Here is a 15,358-nt window from a genome sequence, read left to right as displayed (position 1 = left end):
AGTTGGCCGTATTTATCCGATGAGCGGGAGGGTTGAAGTGAGACGCTTCTGGATGGCCGCAGTGCTGACCACACTCGCGGTAGCTGCAATTCCACAGTCCGGTGCTCAGCAGAGCCCAGTCACACCTGGCCCTACTCCTATTATTGAGGGAGGTGCAACGACCGGAACTGCTATCGTTCAGCAGTTCAATCCGAGTGGACAAACGGGCAACGAGATGGGTTCATCGCAGCCTGGAAGAGGCGGCTCCCAGTCTCAGGCCGGGACACAACAGCAACGTACCGGTTCGGTAAAGGCGATTAAGGCGGAGCGGCGTCAGGTGACGGTGGGCGGTTCAGGCGCGTTCGAGCCGATCCTTCAGCGTAAGGTTGAATACGGCGACGTACCGGATGAAGGACAACCGATCACGCTTTTGGCAGCCGACGCGCCGGTGCCCGTAATGGAATTGCTCGACTACGTGGCCACGTCGACAGGCTGGAACATTATCGCGTCCAAGGGCTTGGAAGGGCAGTCGGTACGGTTCTGGGTGAATGAAGTCAAGCCGAAGCAAGTGATGTCGGTACTTAAGTTCAACGGCATTCACTACGAATACGATGCCGAGAACAAATTCCTGTACGTGATGCTCAACGAAGAGTATCTCGACCGTCAGTTTGGCAAAGTTGAGAGCGCCGAATTCCATATCAAGCATGCGGACGTAATCGATATGGAGGCCATACTGTCGGCGCTTACGTCGGAAACGGGCAAGTTGGTAAGCGATCCGCGAACTGGCCGCATTATCGTGTGGGATACGGAAGCCAACATCGAGGAGATGACGCGGGCCGTCGAGCAGATGGATGTTCCGCTTGAGCCGCGCGTGTTCGCGCTCAAGCATCTCGCGGCGGACGATCTGCTCGACTCGATTCAAAGCCTTCTCTCGGAGCGTGGGTTGGCAAACTCCGATCCGAGGACGAACTCAATAGTCGTTACCGATTTGCCGAGCCGCCAGGATCAGATCGGTAAGATGCTGGAGGCGCTCGATCAGAAGCTGGAAACTCGCACCTGGACGTTGAACTACGCCGATCCGAAGACGGTTTCCGAACGTCTAGAGAATGTGCTGCCGGAAGACGTGACAGGGCTGACCATCGACGAAGACACCCATCAAATCAGTATGACGTCGATTCCCTCGCGCATCGAGGAACTCGACGAGATGATCAAGATGTGGGACGTCAAAGGGCGGCAGGTCATGATCGAGGCGTACCTTGTCACGGCGTCCAGCACGGTGCTCAGGAACCTATCTGTCAACTGGTCCTACTTCGACGAGATTTCGGGGGTGCCGTTTGCGCTCCAAAGCGGAAACGCCAATCCCGACTACACGTCCAGTCCTGAATCGGGTCAGCGCGCCACGGTTGGCCGGAAGCCGTATCGCGCATTCCTGCGCGACGACTTTACAAACGCACCCATCCAGGAAGTGAGCAACGTGGACGGGAGCGAGGCAGGTAAGTTGACAGGCAACAACATTCTCGATCCGGACTTCAAAGGCAACCGGGTTGCCATCGTTTTGGATTACCTGGACCGGAACGGGGAAATCCGAATCCTCGCGCGTCCTCGGGTAACGGTGCAAGATGGGGAAGAGGCAACATTCGAGAACACGCGGAAGAACGCGTATCAGACGTTTGGATTCTCCAACGTGGGTATCGTCTCCAATGACCAAGACACCGGGATCGGGTCGCGTGTTTCTCCCGGCAGCGTACAATTTGAAGAGACCGGTACGATACTGAAGGTAAAACCGCGGATTAACGGTGAAAACAATGTCCTCATGGAGATCGAGGCCGAGGATAGCACGGCCGAGGACAAGACCATCGAGACGGCAAACCTGAAGAGCACGGTTCCTGAAAAATCGCAGAACAAAGCCCAAACGAGTGTCCTTGTGAACAGCGGACAGACGGTTGTCATCGGCGGGCTCCGCTTTGCGAATCTCACCGATTCCGTGGACAAGGTGCCCATCCTGGGAGATGTTCCCTTCGTGGGACGATTGTTCAAGGGAACGAAGAAGGACCACATCAATCGCGAACTGGCGGTTTTTATCACTTCAACCATCGTGGATGAATATACGCAGCCGGAAGCCGAGCATCTCGCAAAGTTCGATGCTGAAACCGCCGACAAATTCCGTCATTCCAAGAAGAACATTTGGGGCCGTACCGCTGACCGCATGGCGAAAGGCGCGAACGAGCTGCCCGTGGGCCTTGGCGAAAACGGTAAGTTCTACGTTGACGGCAAGACTATTACGCTCGATGAGTTGCAGTCTGAATTCGACAAGGCGCGTGATGCCAAGGTCAAACCCACGGTATGCCTTCGCGCCCATCCGAATGCACCCAGCGGGCTGGCCGAAGAAGCCAAGTCGAGGGCTGAAGCGGCTGGTTTGAAAGTCAAGATTGAGGCCAACTCCTCGCCATTTATCCCCAACTACAAAGAAGATACGACGGACAGCAGTAACTCAGGAGAGGGTACGCCTGAGACGAATTCCTCAGAAGCTCCTTCCCCGTCAGAGAATACGCCCGACGCAAACGCACCGTGACGCCATTGTTCTGTCTTCATCTAATCGTTTCGGGAGGACAGACAGGGGTCGATCGCGCCGCGCTAGATGTAGCCTTGGAGTTGGGCATTCCTTGCGGCGGTTGGTGTCCGAAGAATCGTCTCGCGGAAGACGGTTCCATTCCCGCCCGTTACCCGCTGACGGAAACGCCTTCCGTAGATTACGCAGAGCGAACCCGGTGGAACGTGCGTGATTCGGACGCCACCTTGGTTCTCACCTTTGGCGAGCCTTCTGGCGGCACGGCTTTTACTGTCGAGTGCGCTCGAATGGAGCGTAAGCCGTGCTTGGTTATCGACCTCGACGAGGCCGTGTCTCCGTCCTTGGCCGTGGAGTGGCTTCGCACCCACGCTGTCGGTATTCTGAATGTAGCGGGTCCGCGCGCGAGCGCGAATCCTGCTGCTTACGAGAGGGCGAGGGACTTTCTGTTTCATCTACTGAAGTAATGAGTGCGGGGGAGCTTAGTCCGACATGAAACGTGTTACGCGACGAGATTTCATCAAGTCCACTTTGGGAGTTGCCGCTGCGGGAGTCACTTTCGCTTATGGAGCGGAGTCCTCGCCGTCAGGCCAATCCGCCAGCGCGTTCTCGTTTCTTCACACCTATGAGGCTACCGGGCGATACTGGCGCTGTCTGGAGAAAGCGGGATTGATCCGGTCCACGACCGGAGTCCGGCTTGTACAATCGCCCTTCGGGAAAGACGATAACCGCCGCTTCAATGCGGTCGCGCGCCGTGATGGCGAGCTGTACGGAATTCTCAAGAACAAGCCCAGCTACTTCATAGTAGACCGGCTGTGCGGCGGGTCCCCGTATTACCCCTACGACTTCGACCAGTCTCTCGTGGCCGAGTATGAGCTGATGCTTGGGGTGAAGCTCCTCGGCGGTCAAGTACATGAAGTTCTTTCCAATGTGCACAACGATTGGGGGCGCATAGCGAAGGCCAATCCCAAGTTTGCCACTGAACCCGTCGACGCGGAATCGATTCGCGCTTACTTCGATTGGAGCGAGGCCAACAAGTGGATCGAATACGGAGACATTGCTGAATACCATGGACGCACGTATCCCAAGACCGAAGCCCAGTGGTGGGATGATTACAGGCGGGCGGCCATTACCCAAGGTAAGCGATTCAATGGCCGGTTCTCGTACTGCGAAGGCACCCACTACGGAGAACTGGTTTGGCACCGATTCTACGAATACGGGGCCGCTTCGTGTATCGTCGAAGTCGGACCGTGGGCATCATCGGAATCGCAGTTTGCCATCGCGTCTGCCCGTGGTTCCGCGAAGGCTGCTGGCAAGCCGTGGGGCATCTTCTACGCGCCGTGGGGTCCAGGGGGGTGCACAAGTTTCATTGAAATGAAGGATTGGTCTTGGCAGGCCCCCAACGATGCCATGGAGGCCAGCGGTTTTCCAATCGGACCGGACAAGGGGCCGTCGACCGCGCTTCAGCGGCGCATCTTCTTCCACTCCTATTTGTCGGGCGCCAACACGATGCATGAAGAGTGGGGGGCAGAAGGTAATTTCACCAACTGGGACGACGCGACGCTTTCGTCATACGGCCTGGTGACTCGCGACTTGCTCGATTTTCAGGATGCCCATCCTGACGTGGGGCGTCCATTCACGCCAATCTCACTCATTTTGGACGCGAACTGGGACGGAAAACAGTCTGCGGCTTGGAAGGATCTCAAGGGCCGGCTTTATGTACCGTCTGAAGCAGAGAATCCCGTAGCTGAGCGGGGCGCCAAGAATGCAAAGGAAGAGGCCCGGTGCTACACCCCGTGTGCATTTCCTGAGCTTTTCGACATCGTGCCATCAACCGCCTTGGCTTCCACGCTTGCGTCGTATCGGGTCACTATCCCCGTGGGAGGGAGCGCCAGTCTTGAGCAGACGTGGGATGCTCTTGTGAAAGCAGTCGACGAATTTACTCCGTTCGTCAGGACCTCTCACCTGCCCATGCAAGTGAACTTCCGAGAGAGTGACAAGACGTGGATTGTCGGCATCTACAATCCTTGGGGAGCACAGAGGGGAGACGTGTACGGCGTGGGCAGCGAGCTTGACGAATCAAGTTCCATTTCCGACACCCTCGAAGCGCGATTTCCCATCGAGTCTGCTCGTGTGCTGCACGGATGGCCGTCGAGTTCGGGAATGAGCAGGGAGGGCCAGAAACTGGGCGTCACCGTGGGTCCCGGCGGCACGCTTATTCTTGAGGTGAGGCAGCGCGCATAGCGGCGGCGAGGAGCAGGCTCCATCCAATCAGAAAGGCAACGCCGCCAAACGGAGTGATAGCGCCTAGCCAGCGTATACCTGTCAGCGCAAGTGCATATAAGCTGCCGGAGAATATCAGGACCCCTGTTGTCCACATGATGCAGGCCCACCATGTGCAACGCATCCGCCAAAGGCCGGCACTTCCCATGGCGACCGCAACCAGGGCCAAGGCGTGATACATCTGGTAGCGGACGCCCACTTCAAAGATGGCCAGCATCTCCGGAGTGAGGCGCTGCTTGAGTCCGTGCGCGGCGAAGGCTCCCAGGGCGACGCCAAGTCCTCCAAACACTGCCCCTGTGGCGAGACCACACCGTTGTGCGCCAACCATGTCGTCACTCCTTATCGTTGAATAGGGCAAATGAAATCGGCGGGTTCCATCGCCAATGATGGAACCCGCCAATAATTCTCTTTCGCTACTACGGGACGAGAGTGGACGTGAAGAGGTTCATGATCCCTGCCCACGCTCTGCTTACCGGGTATTCCGACGGGTACTTCAGGAAGGATACGTGCCCATCCATGTAAAGTACGTTACCACCGCCGGGAATGTGGTTGTACGAGGGCTTGCCCACCGCGCTCTGCGCGCTTTGAACCAGATCATAGAAAGCTACGATCGTGCTCTGCGCTTCGCTCGATGCTGCCGGATTGTTGATGTCCGAGATGAAGAAGCGCTCAATGCCTTCGCGCAGACGATAGATGACATAGTCGCCGTCCACCGTGCTGTTAATTTCGATATCATCGTCGAAGTTACTCGGGTCTGCCACGGCAGTCAGTGCTTGCGTGTAGAAATCCGGGTCCGTCTGCGGCGGGTCGGCATTCTCATCGGCGTTGCCCAGCATGTAATGCTCGGGCTTGAATGCCCAGCCCAGATACACGTAGGAAATCGGGCTGAACGCGCAGGGGTCAACAACGCCATCCACGTACCACAAGGTCTCCGCGTCCTGGTTGTCCGGATCGGAGGGACATGTCAGGACATTGATGTCCGTCAAATACTCGGGGTAAATCGAGGGCCCTTCAAAGAACAGATCGTCGAGTTCGGGAGCCACGTCGCAAGTTGCTCCTAAGGTGTGCGAACTTGCGCGAGTCTTCATGTGGGGCCACTTCTCGCCTTTTGACTCGTTGGAGTACATCTTAAAGACGAGACCCATCTGCTTGAGGTTGTTTTGGCAGCTAGCGCGCCGGGCGGCTTCACGTGCACGCGCCAATGCCGGTAGGAGTATCGCAGCAAGTATTCCAATAATTGCAATGACAACCAACAACTCGATTAAGGTGAACCCACGCTTTTTCACAATCGCATCTCCTCCATTTATTTTGCCGCGCGAAAATCACCTTGCGTTTTGCTCAAATCGCACGACAAGCCCTCTACCAGTCCAGCCGGGTTTACAGAAAACCCCTCGAAGCCATGTCCCTCACCGTGAACCACCCAGGGACGGAGCAAACGCTGGGGGACTATGCCATAAGCGTTCAATTAAAGACAACTGTCAGCAAATGCACCGCTGATTTGACTACCCATCAGCGGGAGTAGGCTACGATCCTCGGGGGCAGGGAACCCTCCCGAAGCGACACCGTTGTCGCAGTTCTGTCCCCGCCTTATGCATTACCGAACAAACAATCGGTGCGCCGAATCGTTACATTCGGCGCACCGTTAATCATCTTGGATTCTCGTGGGACTAGTCGCCCTGATACATCGGAATCGAGGAACCGCACTGCTGTATCGGACTAATCTTCTCGAATTCCTCCGCAGGAATTGACGGACCAGGAGTATTGCACTCCTTGTTGAAGATGTCTTTCAACACGTTTGCGATGTCCACCGGCGTCATGGTCTCGATATGCTGACGCTGAATCACGTAGGCCGGCTTCCCGTCTTTGAACATGACGATATTGGGCGACGAAGGTGGAATGTCTCCCATGTAGTCGCGCGCGCGTTGAGTCGCTTCACGGTCCATACCCGCGAACACGGTCACGCATGTATCCGGGATCACCGAATTCTGGAGCGCAAGCATGACGCCTGGGCGGCACCCGCCTGCAGCACATCCGCACACCGAATTGATGACCAACAACGTCGTGCCTTTGGCGTCGCCGCCAAGCACTTTGTCTACTTCCTCAGGGGTCGTCAGGGGCTTAACCCCTACGGCCGCCAACTCTTCCCACATCGGCTTTACTGCTTCTGGATCGTACAGGGGAGGCATGAAGAATCTCCTTACAGGACAAGCGCTTACTTCCCCGTCAAACGTTTGCGGCCGATGGATTTATTCCCGGTCAGGTTTTCGAGTCAGGTCCGTCCGCCGGCAAACTGAGATGAGCGTCCAGTTTCTCGTTCTTTGCCATCATCTCGTCCCAGGTGACCATGCGGTTCTCGTAGGCCGCCATTCGACCAAGGATACTGCTCAAGGTGCTGTTTGCGGCTTCCTGGGAATTGTCGATGGGGGCGTTGTTTGCGATGCTGTCGCAGAACAACTTCATGTTGGCAACAGCGCCGTCGCGATAGATCTGTTCGGTCTTGCCGCCCTGCCAGGGATTCTCTTTGTTCTTCAGGAACACGAGACCGCCGTAGTGCGATTCGACCATGCCCTTGCTGCCAAAGAGCCGGATGCAGATGTCGTCGAACCCGCCGGGGGCAAACTGAGACGAGCTGAAGTCTACAAGCACGTCGTTTGGATAGTGGTACCGCACGACGAAATGGTCCCAGCAATCGCCCACGTCCGTGCGCACGCGCCGTCCGCCCGTGCCGATAGCCTTTTCAGGGTGCCCCTTCAAATACCAATTGACTACATCGACTACGTGGACATTCTGTTCGACGATGATGTCACCCGACAGCGCGATGTCAAAGACCCAGTTCCTCAGGCGGGCCGTCTCCGTTCCGGGAGGGGTCTTAATGCCGAGCCTGCCGGTATGGTAATAGCCCTGGCAAATCACCGGCTCGCCGATGTCGCCGTTGTGAATGCGATTCGCGGCTTCCATGAACAAGGGATCGACCCGCGTCTGGAAATCGACCCACACGCTCAGTTTACCGCCGGCCCCCTTCGCCGCTTCGACGATGGCGTTGCATCCGGGCACGTCGACCGCGATGGGCTTTGCCAGATAGACGTGCTTCCCTGCCGCCAACGCGGCCTTTACCTGGTCGGGATGAAAGTAGGGGGGGCTTATGATAGCGACCGCATCGACGCCGCTATTCAGGAGCTCGTTGACTCCGTCGATACCGACGTACTGCCGCTTTTCTTCGACATCAAGACGTTGCCCGGCCGCCTTGGCCCGGTCGCGAAAGTAATCGTGAACTGCGACGACTTTCGTGTTGGTGGTTTCCTGAAACAGGCTTCCAATCCAGGGACCGCGTCCGCCGCAGCCAATAATTCCCAACTGCATCTTCGAGTTCGCTTCCGCGCCCAAGGCGGAACCCGGCGACAACAACAATGCACCTGCGGTAGTGGCGCCTGCTGTCTTGAGAAAACCCCTGCGGTCAATCGAATGTTCGCTCTTCATAATGCCCCTCCCTCTGTCCGTGAACGGCAAACTAGTGATACTTCGGCAAGTAATCCCCGTGCGCCTCGATCAGTTCGTCGCACATGGAGATGATCTCATCAATGGTCAATTCCGCGGCGGTATGCGGGTCGAGCAATGCGGCCTGGTAGATGTGCTCCTTCTTCAACGTCAGCGCGGCTTCGATCGTGAGGTCGTGCACATTGATATTGGTGCGCGTGAGCGCGGCGCATTGCGGCGGGAGATCGCCCACATAGGTCGGGGTGATACCGTTGCGATCGGCGACGCACATCACCTCTACGCACACCTTGTTGGGAAGGTTGGTAATCAGGCCAGTATTGGGGACGTTGCCGCCGAATACATAGGGATTTCCGGTGAGAATGGCTTCGAAAATGTACGAAGCGTACTCGTGCCCGCGCTCGTGCTCGAGCGGTTCGTCCTTCAACAGGAGATCGCGCATGTCGGCCCACCCCTGAATCTGAATGCGGCATCGATGCGGATATTCGTCAATAGGTATGTGAAAGCGGTCAATCAATTCCGGGGACTTGTTCTTGATGAACCACGGCACATATTCGCTGCTGTGTTCGCTCGATTCGGTGACGTAGTACCCGAATCGCTTCATGATTTCGAAGCGAACGGTGTCCTTGTGCACGTATTCCGGAAGTTGGGCGCGGCGCTTGATCTCGGGATAGAGATCCTCGCCGTTGCGCGATATCTCAAGCAGCCAGCCCTGGTGGTTGATGCCCGCGATCTTCCACTGCAGATTGTCTTCCGGCAGGCCCAGTTCCCAACACAGGTGACTTGCACAGACCTGCACGCTGTGGCACAAACCCACCGTGCGAACAGCAGATCCTCGTTGGATGGCCCCAGTCAAGATAGCCATAGGGTTCGTGTAGTTGAGAAGCAGGGCCTTCGGGCAGACCTTTTCCATGATGCGGCAATAATCCAGCATGACGGGAATGGTGCGTAGGCCGCGGAAAATACCGCCGATACCCAGCGTGTCGCCGATGGTTTGCTTCAGGCCATACTTCTTCGGAACTTCGAAATCGATAACCGTCGCGGGCTCATAGCCGCCCACCTGGATTGCGTTCACGATGAAATCGGCATCGCGCAGGGCGTCCGCGGCCTTGTCGCTCATAAACGCTTCGATCTTGGCTTTGGCGCCCAACGTACGATTGATATTCTTCATCATCACTTCGGATACATGCAGACGGTCGGGGTCGATATCCACCAGCGTGATGTGTGAATCGCGCATGCAATCCACAGTGAGGCAGTCGCCCAGTACATTCTTCGCGAATACAGTGCTACCGGCGCCCAAAAAACAAATCTTCGGCATGTCCAGGAACTCCCTTGAGAAAAAGCAAAGCTGTGGTAAATGAGTCGCCCGGTTTCGCGTGCATACGGACTCACGATGTCGCCCCCCAACCATCGGCGACAAACAGTATGGTATCACGAAAGGGTGAGGCGATTGCTATTCGGCGAGTGCAGTCTCTGATCGCTCGACAAGGGGCGAGATTCAAGCGGGACGCGCGTCGCGCAGTGACGTGGAATGTCGGTGGATTCGTGCAAGGGGGCAGACCTAAAACGAAAAGACCCCTGCGCGATGCTTGGCGCAAGGGCCTTTGGTGTGTACAGTTTCTGAAGCCGTTAGTCGGCGATCAAAGCTTCCGCTTCGACTTCGACGAGCATGTTGGGGTCGATGAGCTTGCTGACTTCGACCATCGTCGTAGCGGGACGAATCTCGCCAAAGAACTCGCCGTGGGCGCGGCCTACGGCTTCCCATTGCTCGATGTCGGCGAGGTACATGCGCGTCCGGTAGACGTGGGACAACTTAGCGCCTGCGTTGCCTAAGGCGGTCTCGATGTTCTTCAAAGCCTGCGCGGTCTGCGCATATGCGTCGCCCACACCCACGATTTTGCCGTCGGCGCCGGTGCCGGTGGTGCCCGATACATGGACCATGTTGCCGATTTTCACGGCGCGAGAGTATCCGATGATAGGTTCCCACTTGGAACCGCTGGAGATGTTCGTGCGCGACATAGCATTCCTTTCCGTGACTTTGATGGTGTCGGGACACTACAGGAGATCGAAAAAAGGCGGCTCGTCACCGAACCGCCTTGGCTTAAAAAGTGGTGCGCGGAGGGAGACTTGAACTCCCATCCCCTTTCGGGGACTAGATCCTTAGTCTAGCGTGTCTGCCAGTTCCACCATCCGCGCCAGCCCAATGATTTTACACGTCAAAGCGGCTGGAATCAAGCTTGCGATGCGCCTTGGTGACACGCGCGATGTGATAGACTTCCCGAGTCATACTCGCGACATACGGAGAAATCTCATGTCCCAGATTGATGCTTCCAGCCGGCTTATTGATCTCAACAAGGTGCTTGAAGCCCTTACGACGGAAGGCGATGCCGTCGTGCTTCAAGAAGACGGCAAGGATATCGCCGTCATTCTGTTGCCGGAAGATTATGCGTATCTTCGCGCGCAGGCGAATACGTAGGTGATCTACCCTTCAAGCAGACTCAGCAGGTATGCGCCATATCCGCTCTTCATAAGTGGCTCGGCGAGCGCCCGCAAACCGTCCGCGTCAATGTACCCCATGCGGTAAGCCGCTTCTTCGACACACCCAATCTTCAACCCTTGCCGGTCTTCGATGACTTGCACGAACTGTCCTGCCTGCATGAGGGACGCAAAGGTACCGGTGTCTAGCCAGGCGGTGCCGCGGTCGAGAATGGAGACCATGAGTTTGCCGCGTTCCAAATAGACACGGTTCACATCGGTGATTTCGTATTCACCGCGCGCGCTTGGCTTCAACGTTCTCGCGATTTCGACGACGTCGTTGTCGTAGAAATAGAGCCCGGGAACCGCGAAGTTGGACTTGGGTTTCGAGGGTTTTTCTTCGATACTGATGGCACGGTTCTGAGCATCGAATTCGACGACACCGTAGCGTTCGGGATCGGAGACGTGGTAGGCAAACACGATACCGCCCTGGGGATCGTTGCACTGCTGCAACTGCGTGCCGAGCGCGCTTCCGTAGAAGATGTTATCGCCGAGTACGAGCGCGGCCTTGTCATTGCCAACGAACGACGCGCCGATTACAAAAGCCTGGGCGAGCCCATTGGGAATCTCTTGCACGGCATACGAGAAGGAACACCCAAATTGGGAGCCGTCGCCGAGGAGATGTTTGAACTGGGGCAAATCGTGAGGGGTCGAGATGATCAGCACGTCACGTATCCCCGCGAGCAACAACGTCGAGAGGGGATAGTAGATCATCGGCTTATCGTAGACAGGCATCAGTTGCTTACTGACGGCCCTCGTCAGGGGGTACAGCCGTGTTCCCGAACCGCCCGCGAGAATGATTCCTTTCATGGCGCCCTCTTTACTTGGTTGCTGTGTTTTGCCACTGTATAGCAGGGTGAGCGGACTGGGTCAACCCGGCCTAGTGCGCATACCCCTGCATAGGTGGGACAAGACCAAGCGAATATAGAGTCATGCACTTCACCGAAGATGAAATCGAGATCAGTTTCTATCGCAGCAGCGGACCCGGCGGACAGCACAAGAACGTCACGGATTCCGCGGTGCGCGTGCGCCATTTGCCGACGGGAATCGTGGTCACGTCATCCGCGTCGCGGTCGCAACTGCGTAACAAAGAGGCTGCACTCGAGGAGTTGGAGCGCCGCCTCGAACTGCGCAACCGCCGCGTCAAACCCCGCCGCCCCACTAAACCTTCGAAAGCCTCCCAACGCCGCCGCGTCGATGCGAAGCGCCAGCGCAGTCAGACCAAGTCGCTCAGAAAAGTGACCGGGGACGAGTAGGAAGTCAGCGCGGTCACGCAAGTTCGCGGACCGTCCATCAGTTTGCTCCGTCGCCTCCGATCGCGAGATCGCGGCGTGCGGTGGCAATGCTGACGGTGAATCCGGCAATTAGGTCGATGAGTGACAGAAGCGTGAGCAGAATAAAGGTCGCTGTGCCAGCGCCTGCCACCACGATGAGTTCGACGAGAAACACGATAAAGACCACGGTTGATAGCATGTGATCAATGACGGCGGTCTTGGACAAACGGGTTGCCTTCAGAATCTCGGCAAAAAGCAGCACGATACCCAATCCCACCAAGAAATCTCCGGCCCCAAACGCCGTGGGGGTTTCCCTGGTCATGTGGGGGATGTGAAACATTGTCGGATTGGCCTCGAAATCCACTCCAGCCAGCATGGCGACGTTGTATGCCACAAGCACGAGCGCCAAAAGCGGAAAATAGATGATGAACTTCATAGCGGACTCCCAGGTGCCTTTGTGCAAAGGTAAGTATGAGCGTGATGATAGGTATCCGGGATGTGCCGATCAAGGACGCTTGAACGCGAGCAGACGTCGGCAAATTCGACTTGGCCAGGCATTACACGATTCAAGTGATGATCATGTAGAATCCGATGGAGCCAATAGCTTGCACACAGTCCTGTCCTTAGGAGACTTCCGGTATGTTGATTCTTTCGCGCGTATCGCGGTTTGTGAATTCTAACGATGGTGGGCACTCCAAAACGCTGGCGGCGTTTACAGCATTTCTGCTGGCTGTCTCTTTTGCCGGTTGCGCTACGACCAAGACCCCGCCGATCACTTCGTTGAAGGAAGCGAAGGCGCCGGTTTGGTCGGCGAAAGCTGTGCCGGGCGAGATGATCGTGTCGGTATCGCCGGCAGGAAAGTCGCTTCGTATCGTCGGAAGCGCGGGCATCGTGCTGGGCGCGGGCGCGGACGCGGTCGTGAATGCGCAGTACCGTAAGCCGATCCACGACGCGTTGGAAGGGTATGACACGACGGCAGTCTTCAAGGAGTCCATCGCGAAGCGTTTGGCAGAGGCATTGCCGCAAGGGATCTCCGAGACGGCCCCGCTGGGTTCGACGGCCGGCGTGAGTAGCAAGACCGATGCGGAAAAGCTGCGGTATGAGTCGCTGATGAAGAAGGGTTCGGATGCGGCCCTCGACTTCGTTCTGACCTACGGCATTTACGGGCCGGAGGGTATTCTCGCGGCGCGTATTGGCGGCAAGGCCATCGTGCTCGAAACGGGCAAGCGCTTGTGGATGGACACGCTCGTGGTGACCACCGAGCCCGTGTTGGCGAATGCGAAACTGGGCGACCCGACGAACCGGCTCGGGATGAATGTCACCGACCCCGATTTCACCGTCGATAGCGAGAAGGTGTCGCGCTGGACGGCAGACGGGGGCGCGGAGTTGAAGAAGCGGTTTGAGACGGCGGTGAACGGCGCGTCGGCGGCCCTTCTGTGCGACTTGGGGCTTTCGCAGGACGCCGTTGGCGAGTACTACCTTGGCAAGCTGCGGCTGAATCAGAAGAAGTTCAAGCAGGCGGGCGAGCACTTCCGCAAGGCGGTTGAGCTCGACCCAAGCTATGTCGATGCGCGCAATGCACACGCGGTGACGCTGGCATTGCACGGACAACTCGACGATGCCATCGCAAGCGCTCGCGGCATTGTTGACGCCACTCCTGACTACGGTCCCGCGTGGTTCAATCTTGCGTATTGGTATGCCGTGAAGAAGAAGGACGCTGCCTCCGCCGGGCCGTGCTACGAGAAGGCCAAAGCGCTTGGCATGGCAAGCGATCGGAGAATCGAGAAATCGCTGAAGAAGTGAGCGAGATTCGTTGGCCGGTCCGCGAGCGCGACCCGCTGATGCGCGCCGTGCGCTGGGCGGCTGTTGGATCTATGCTGTTGGCGGCTGCCTTGAGGATCAGTCAGCTTCCGGGATTTCGGGAAGTCAGCAAAGTTCTCAATCACATGTTGGGAAATGCCTACGAGATCTCAGGCATTCTCCTGATGGGTAGTCTGACATCGCTTGCTGTTGTGGTTCTTCTATGCCCGCCAGGCGAACGAAGAGCGGCCAACTGGTTGCTGGCAATAATTCTCTTGCTGATGTCGTTCATTGCCGTGGTTCCGTACTTCTTCTCTCACATCATCTACCCCTATCGATCGGGAGAAGTGACGCCCACTCTGAAACTCGTCGATATCTGGTGTCTGTTGATTCTGCTCGTTTCATCGGGTGCGGGTATCGTTATGTCGAAGAAGTGGGCTACGTGGCCGATCTTGGCTGGAATAATCCTAGTCGGGGCGTTCTATTTCATGAGATTCACGACTCTGCCTCAAAATGAGGGATTGTTCTCGACCGAGCAGCGGGTAGAAGTGTCGATTCATGCAGTTACTATGGCCCATGGCGGTGCAAGAACCGCTGTCTCCGTTGTGCAATACCTGCAGCCCATCCCGTACGTGTTGGCCTTGTTTGTCATCGCCTTGGTCCACTCAACGCGAGACCGTGTCATTGCATGGTGGTTACGACGGCGAGTGCTTGGAGAATCGAAAAATCGCTGAAGAAGTGAGCGAGATTCGTTGGCCGGTCCGCGAGCGCGACCCGCTGGTGCAGGTCGTCAGGTGGGCGTCCATTGGTTCGATGCTGCTGGCATTCTTAGTCTTTTGTTGCGCGTTGCTGCCGGTATGGCCTGACTTCTCGGACTACATTCACGATATGAATGCTAATCCGTACATGCTTGTCGCAGTCCTTTTTGTCATTGGATTGGCAGCCCTTGCCCTCGCCATTCTGCTCGGTCCGCCCAGCGAGCGTACGGTGACCGATCGGCTCTTGGTGGTCGCGATGCTCATCGTGGCTCTTGTTATTGCGCTCCCTGAACTCATGGGGCTGATTCCGCGCTACGAGCGCCCAGAACCTTCTCTGTTTTCCCCTTGGCATCTCAGAATTGGAGGTCTATTCCTTTTGCTCCTGCTCTCCGCCATAGGCATTGCCATGTCGAAGAAATGGGCTCTATTGCCTATCGTCACTGCAATACTCTTCCTCGTCGTACTCTTTGTGTTGGATTCTTGTTTAGAGTCTCCGGCCAGAAATTGGTTTTCGCTTTCGCGCGAATACTCGTCGGAATTCACAGGCCCCGGTTCTGGCGACGTCGAACTGTACGAAGCCGAGCTGCAGTACTTCGTGCCCTTTCCCTATGTGCTGCTGCTATTCGCCATCGCGATGGTTCACATGGTGCGAGACCGGCTCGTAGTCTGGT

16 protein-coding genes and 1 tRNA gene are annotated in these 15,358 nt (G+C 56.9%); 8 read left to right on the top strand and 9 right to left on the bottom strand.

Annotation, left to right across the window (positions count from 1 at the left end; genetic code table 11):
- The first annotated feature begins 37 nt into the window (after window positions 1-37).
- From K1Y02_08370 to K1Y02_08360, 3 genes are read left to right on the top strand one after another with little or no spacing between them, the layout of a single operon-like run.
- Window positions 38-2,551 (top strand): hypothetical protein, encoded by a 2,514-nt coding sequence (locus K1Y02_08370; GenBank protein MBX7256364.1) that lies wholly within the window; start codon window positions 38-40, stop codon window positions 2,549-2,551.
- A 5-nt stretch (window positions 2,552-2,556) separates the two neighbouring features.
- Window positions 2,557-3,012, top strand: coding sequence for a putative molybdenum carrier protein (locus K1Y02_08365; GenBank protein ID MBX7256363.1), 456 nt, complete (start codon window positions 2,557-2,559; stop codon window positions 3,010-3,012).
- 25 nt (window positions 3,013-3,037) lie between these two features.
- Window positions 3,038-4,789, top strand: coding sequence for a hypothetical protein (locus K1Y02_08360; protein MBX7256362.1), 1,752 nt, complete (start codon window positions 3,038-3,040; stop codon window positions 4,787-4,789).
- Here the strand turns inward: K1Y02_08360 and K1Y02_08355 are convergent.
- The 7 genes from K1Y02_08355 to K1Y02_08325 all read right to left on the bottom strand — a co-directional run bounded on the left by K1Y02_08355 (window position 4,761) and on the right by K1Y02_08325 (window position 10,516).
- Window positions 4,761-5,156 carry a DUF423 domain-containing protein gene (locus tag K1Y02_08355; protein MBX7256361.1) on the bottom strand — a complete coding sequence of 132 codons (396 nt, stop codon included), beginning with the start codon at window positions 5,154-5,156 and terminating at the stop codon, window positions 4,761-4,763. The genes K1Y02_08360 and K1Y02_08355 overlap by 29 nt on opposite strands.
- Before the next feature lie 88 nt (window positions 5,157-5,244).
- Window positions 5,245-6,117: a DUF1559 domain-containing protein gene (locus K1Y02_08350; protein ID MBX7256360.1), complete on the bottom strand. Its 873-nt coding sequence runs from the start codon at window positions 6,115-6,117 to the stop codon at window positions 5,245-5,247.
- Window positions 6,118-6,495: 378 nt separating this feature from the next.
- Entirely contained in the window at window positions 6,496-7,014 is a 519-nt protein-coding gene (locus K1Y02_08345; protein ID MBX7256359.1) for a BrxA/BrxB family bacilliredoxin, read from the bottom strand.
- Between the two features lie 70 nt (window positions 7,015-7,084).
- Window positions 7,085-8,305: a Gfo/Idh/MocA family oxidoreductase gene (locus K1Y02_08340; GenBank protein ID MBX7256358.1), complete on the bottom strand. Its 1,221-nt coding sequence runs from the start codon at window positions 8,303-8,305 to the stop codon at window positions 7,085-7,087.
- A 31-nt stretch (window positions 8,306-8,336) separates the two neighbouring features.
- Window positions 8,337-9,638, bottom strand: a complete 1,302-nt coding sequence (locus K1Y02_08335) for an alpha-glucosidase/alpha-galactosidase (protein MBX7256357.1) — start codon at window positions 9,636-9,638, stop codon at window positions 8,337-8,339.
- A 311-nt stretch (window positions 9,639-9,949) separates the two neighbouring features.
- Entirely contained in the window at window positions 9,950-10,339 is a 390-nt protein-coding gene (locus K1Y02_08330; protein ID MBX7256356.1) for a RidA family protein, read from the bottom strand.
- Window positions 10,340-10,429: 90 nt separating this feature from the next.
- Window positions 10,430-10,516, bottom strand: a tRNA-Leu gene (locus K1Y02_08325).
- A 115-nt stretch (window positions 10,517-10,631) separates the two neighbouring features.
- Here K1Y02_08325 and K1Y02_08320 point away from each other — a divergent pair.
- Entirely contained in the window at window positions 10,632-10,796 is a 165-nt protein-coding gene (locus tag K1Y02_08320) for a hypothetical protein (protein MBX7256355.1), read from the top strand.
- A 5-nt stretch (window positions 10,797-10,801) separates the two neighbouring features.
- Here K1Y02_08320 and rfbA read toward each other — a convergent pair whose 3' ends face one another.
- Window positions 10,802-11,665 (bottom strand): glucose-1-phosphate thymidylyltransferase RfbA, encoded by an 864-nt coding sequence (rfbA, locus tag K1Y02_08315; protein ID MBX7256354.1) that lies wholly within the window; start codon window positions 11,663-11,665, stop codon window positions 10,802-10,804.
- A gap of 122 nt (window positions 11,666-11,787) precedes the next feature.
- Between rfbA and K1Y02_08310 the strand changes: the two genes are divergently transcribed.
- Window positions 11,788-12,111, top strand: a complete 324-nt coding sequence (locus K1Y02_08310) for a peptide chain release factor-like protein (GenBank protein ID MBX7256353.1) — start codon at window positions 11,788-11,790, stop codon at window positions 12,109-12,111.
- Window positions 12,112-12,148: 37 nt separating this feature from the next.
- Here the strand turns inward: K1Y02_08310 and K1Y02_08305 are convergent, their stop codons facing one another.
- Window positions 12,149-12,565 carry a hypothetical protein gene (locus K1Y02_08305; protein MBX7256352.1) on the bottom strand — a complete coding sequence of 139 codons (417 nt, stop codon included), beginning with the start codon at window positions 12,563-12,565 and terminating at the stop codon, window positions 12,149-12,151.
- Between the two features lie 203 nt (window positions 12,566-12,768).
- Here K1Y02_08305 and K1Y02_08300 point away from each other — a divergent pair, with 203 nt between their 5' ends.
- The 3 genes from K1Y02_08300 to K1Y02_08290 all read left to right on the top strand — a co-directional run.
- Window positions 12,769-13,932 (top strand): tetratricopeptide repeat protein, encoded by a 1,164-nt coding sequence (locus tag K1Y02_08300; protein ID MBX7256351.1) that lies wholly within the window; start codon window positions 12,769-12,771, stop codon window positions 13,930-13,932.
- Window positions 13,929-14,663: a hypothetical protein gene (locus tag K1Y02_08295; GenBank protein ID MBX7256350.1), complete on the top strand. Its 735-nt coding sequence runs from the start codon at window positions 13,929-13,931 to the stop codon at window positions 14,661-14,663. The genes K1Y02_08300 and K1Y02_08295 overlap by 4 nt, the downstream gene beginning before the upstream one ends.
- Window positions 14,641-15,358: hypothetical protein (locus tag K1Y02_08290; GenBank protein ID MBX7256349.1), on the top strand; the 718-nt coding region annotated here is incomplete at its 3' end. The genes K1Y02_08295 and K1Y02_08290, both read left to right, overlap by 23 nt.

Source organism: Candidatus Hydrogenedentota bacterium (genome assembly GCA_019695095.1).
GTDB lineage: Bacteria > Hydrogenedentota > Hydrogenedentia > Hydrogenedentales > SLHB01 > JAIBAQ01.
The sequence above is the reverse complement of the archived record's forward strand: the minus strand, read 5'-3'. Positions and strand labels throughout refer to the sequence as shown.

Coding starts and splice junctions, on each gene's coding strand:
- K1Y02_08360 (MBX7256362.1), top strand. CDS start 3,038: ATGAAACGTGTTACGCGACGAGATTTCATCAAGTCCACTTTGGGAGTT.
- K1Y02_08355 (MBX7256361.1), bottom strand. CDS start 5,156: ATGGTTGGCGCACAACGGTGTGGTCTCGCCACAGGGGCAGTGTTTGGA.
- K1Y02_08345 (MBX7256359.1), bottom strand. CDS start 7,014: ATGCCTCCCCTGTACGATCCAGAAGCAGTAAAGCCGATGTGGGAAGAG.
- K1Y02_08340 (MBX7256358.1), bottom strand. CDS start 8,305: ATGAAGAGCGAACATTCGATTGACCGCAGGGGTTTTCTCAAGACAGCA.
- K1Y02_08335 (MBX7256357.1), bottom strand. CDS start 9,638: ATGCCGAAGATTTGTTTTTTGGGCGCCGGTAGCACTGTATTCGCGAAG.
- K1Y02_08330 (MBX7256356.1), bottom strand. CDS start 10,339: ATGTCGCGCACGAACATCTCCAGCGGTTCCAAGTGGGAACCTATCATC.
- K1Y02_08320 (MBX7256355.1), top strand. CDS start 10,632: ATGTCCCAGATTGATGCTTCCAGCCGGCTTATTGATCTCAACAAGGTG.
- rfbA (MBX7256354.1), bottom strand. CDS start 11,665: ATGAAAGGAATCATTCTCGCGGGCGGTTCGGGAACACGGCTGTACCCC.
- K1Y02_08310 (MBX7256353.1), top strand. CDS start 11,788: ATGCACTTCACCGAAGATGAAATCGAGATCAGTTTCTATCGCAGCAGC.
- K1Y02_08305 (MBX7256352.1), bottom strand. CDS start 12,565: ATGAAGTTCATCATCTATTTTCCGCTTTTGGCGCTCGTGCTTGTGGCA.
- K1Y02_08300 (MBX7256351.1), top strand. CDS start 12,769: ATGTTGATTCTTTCGCGCGTATCGCGGTTTGTGAATTCTAACGATGGT.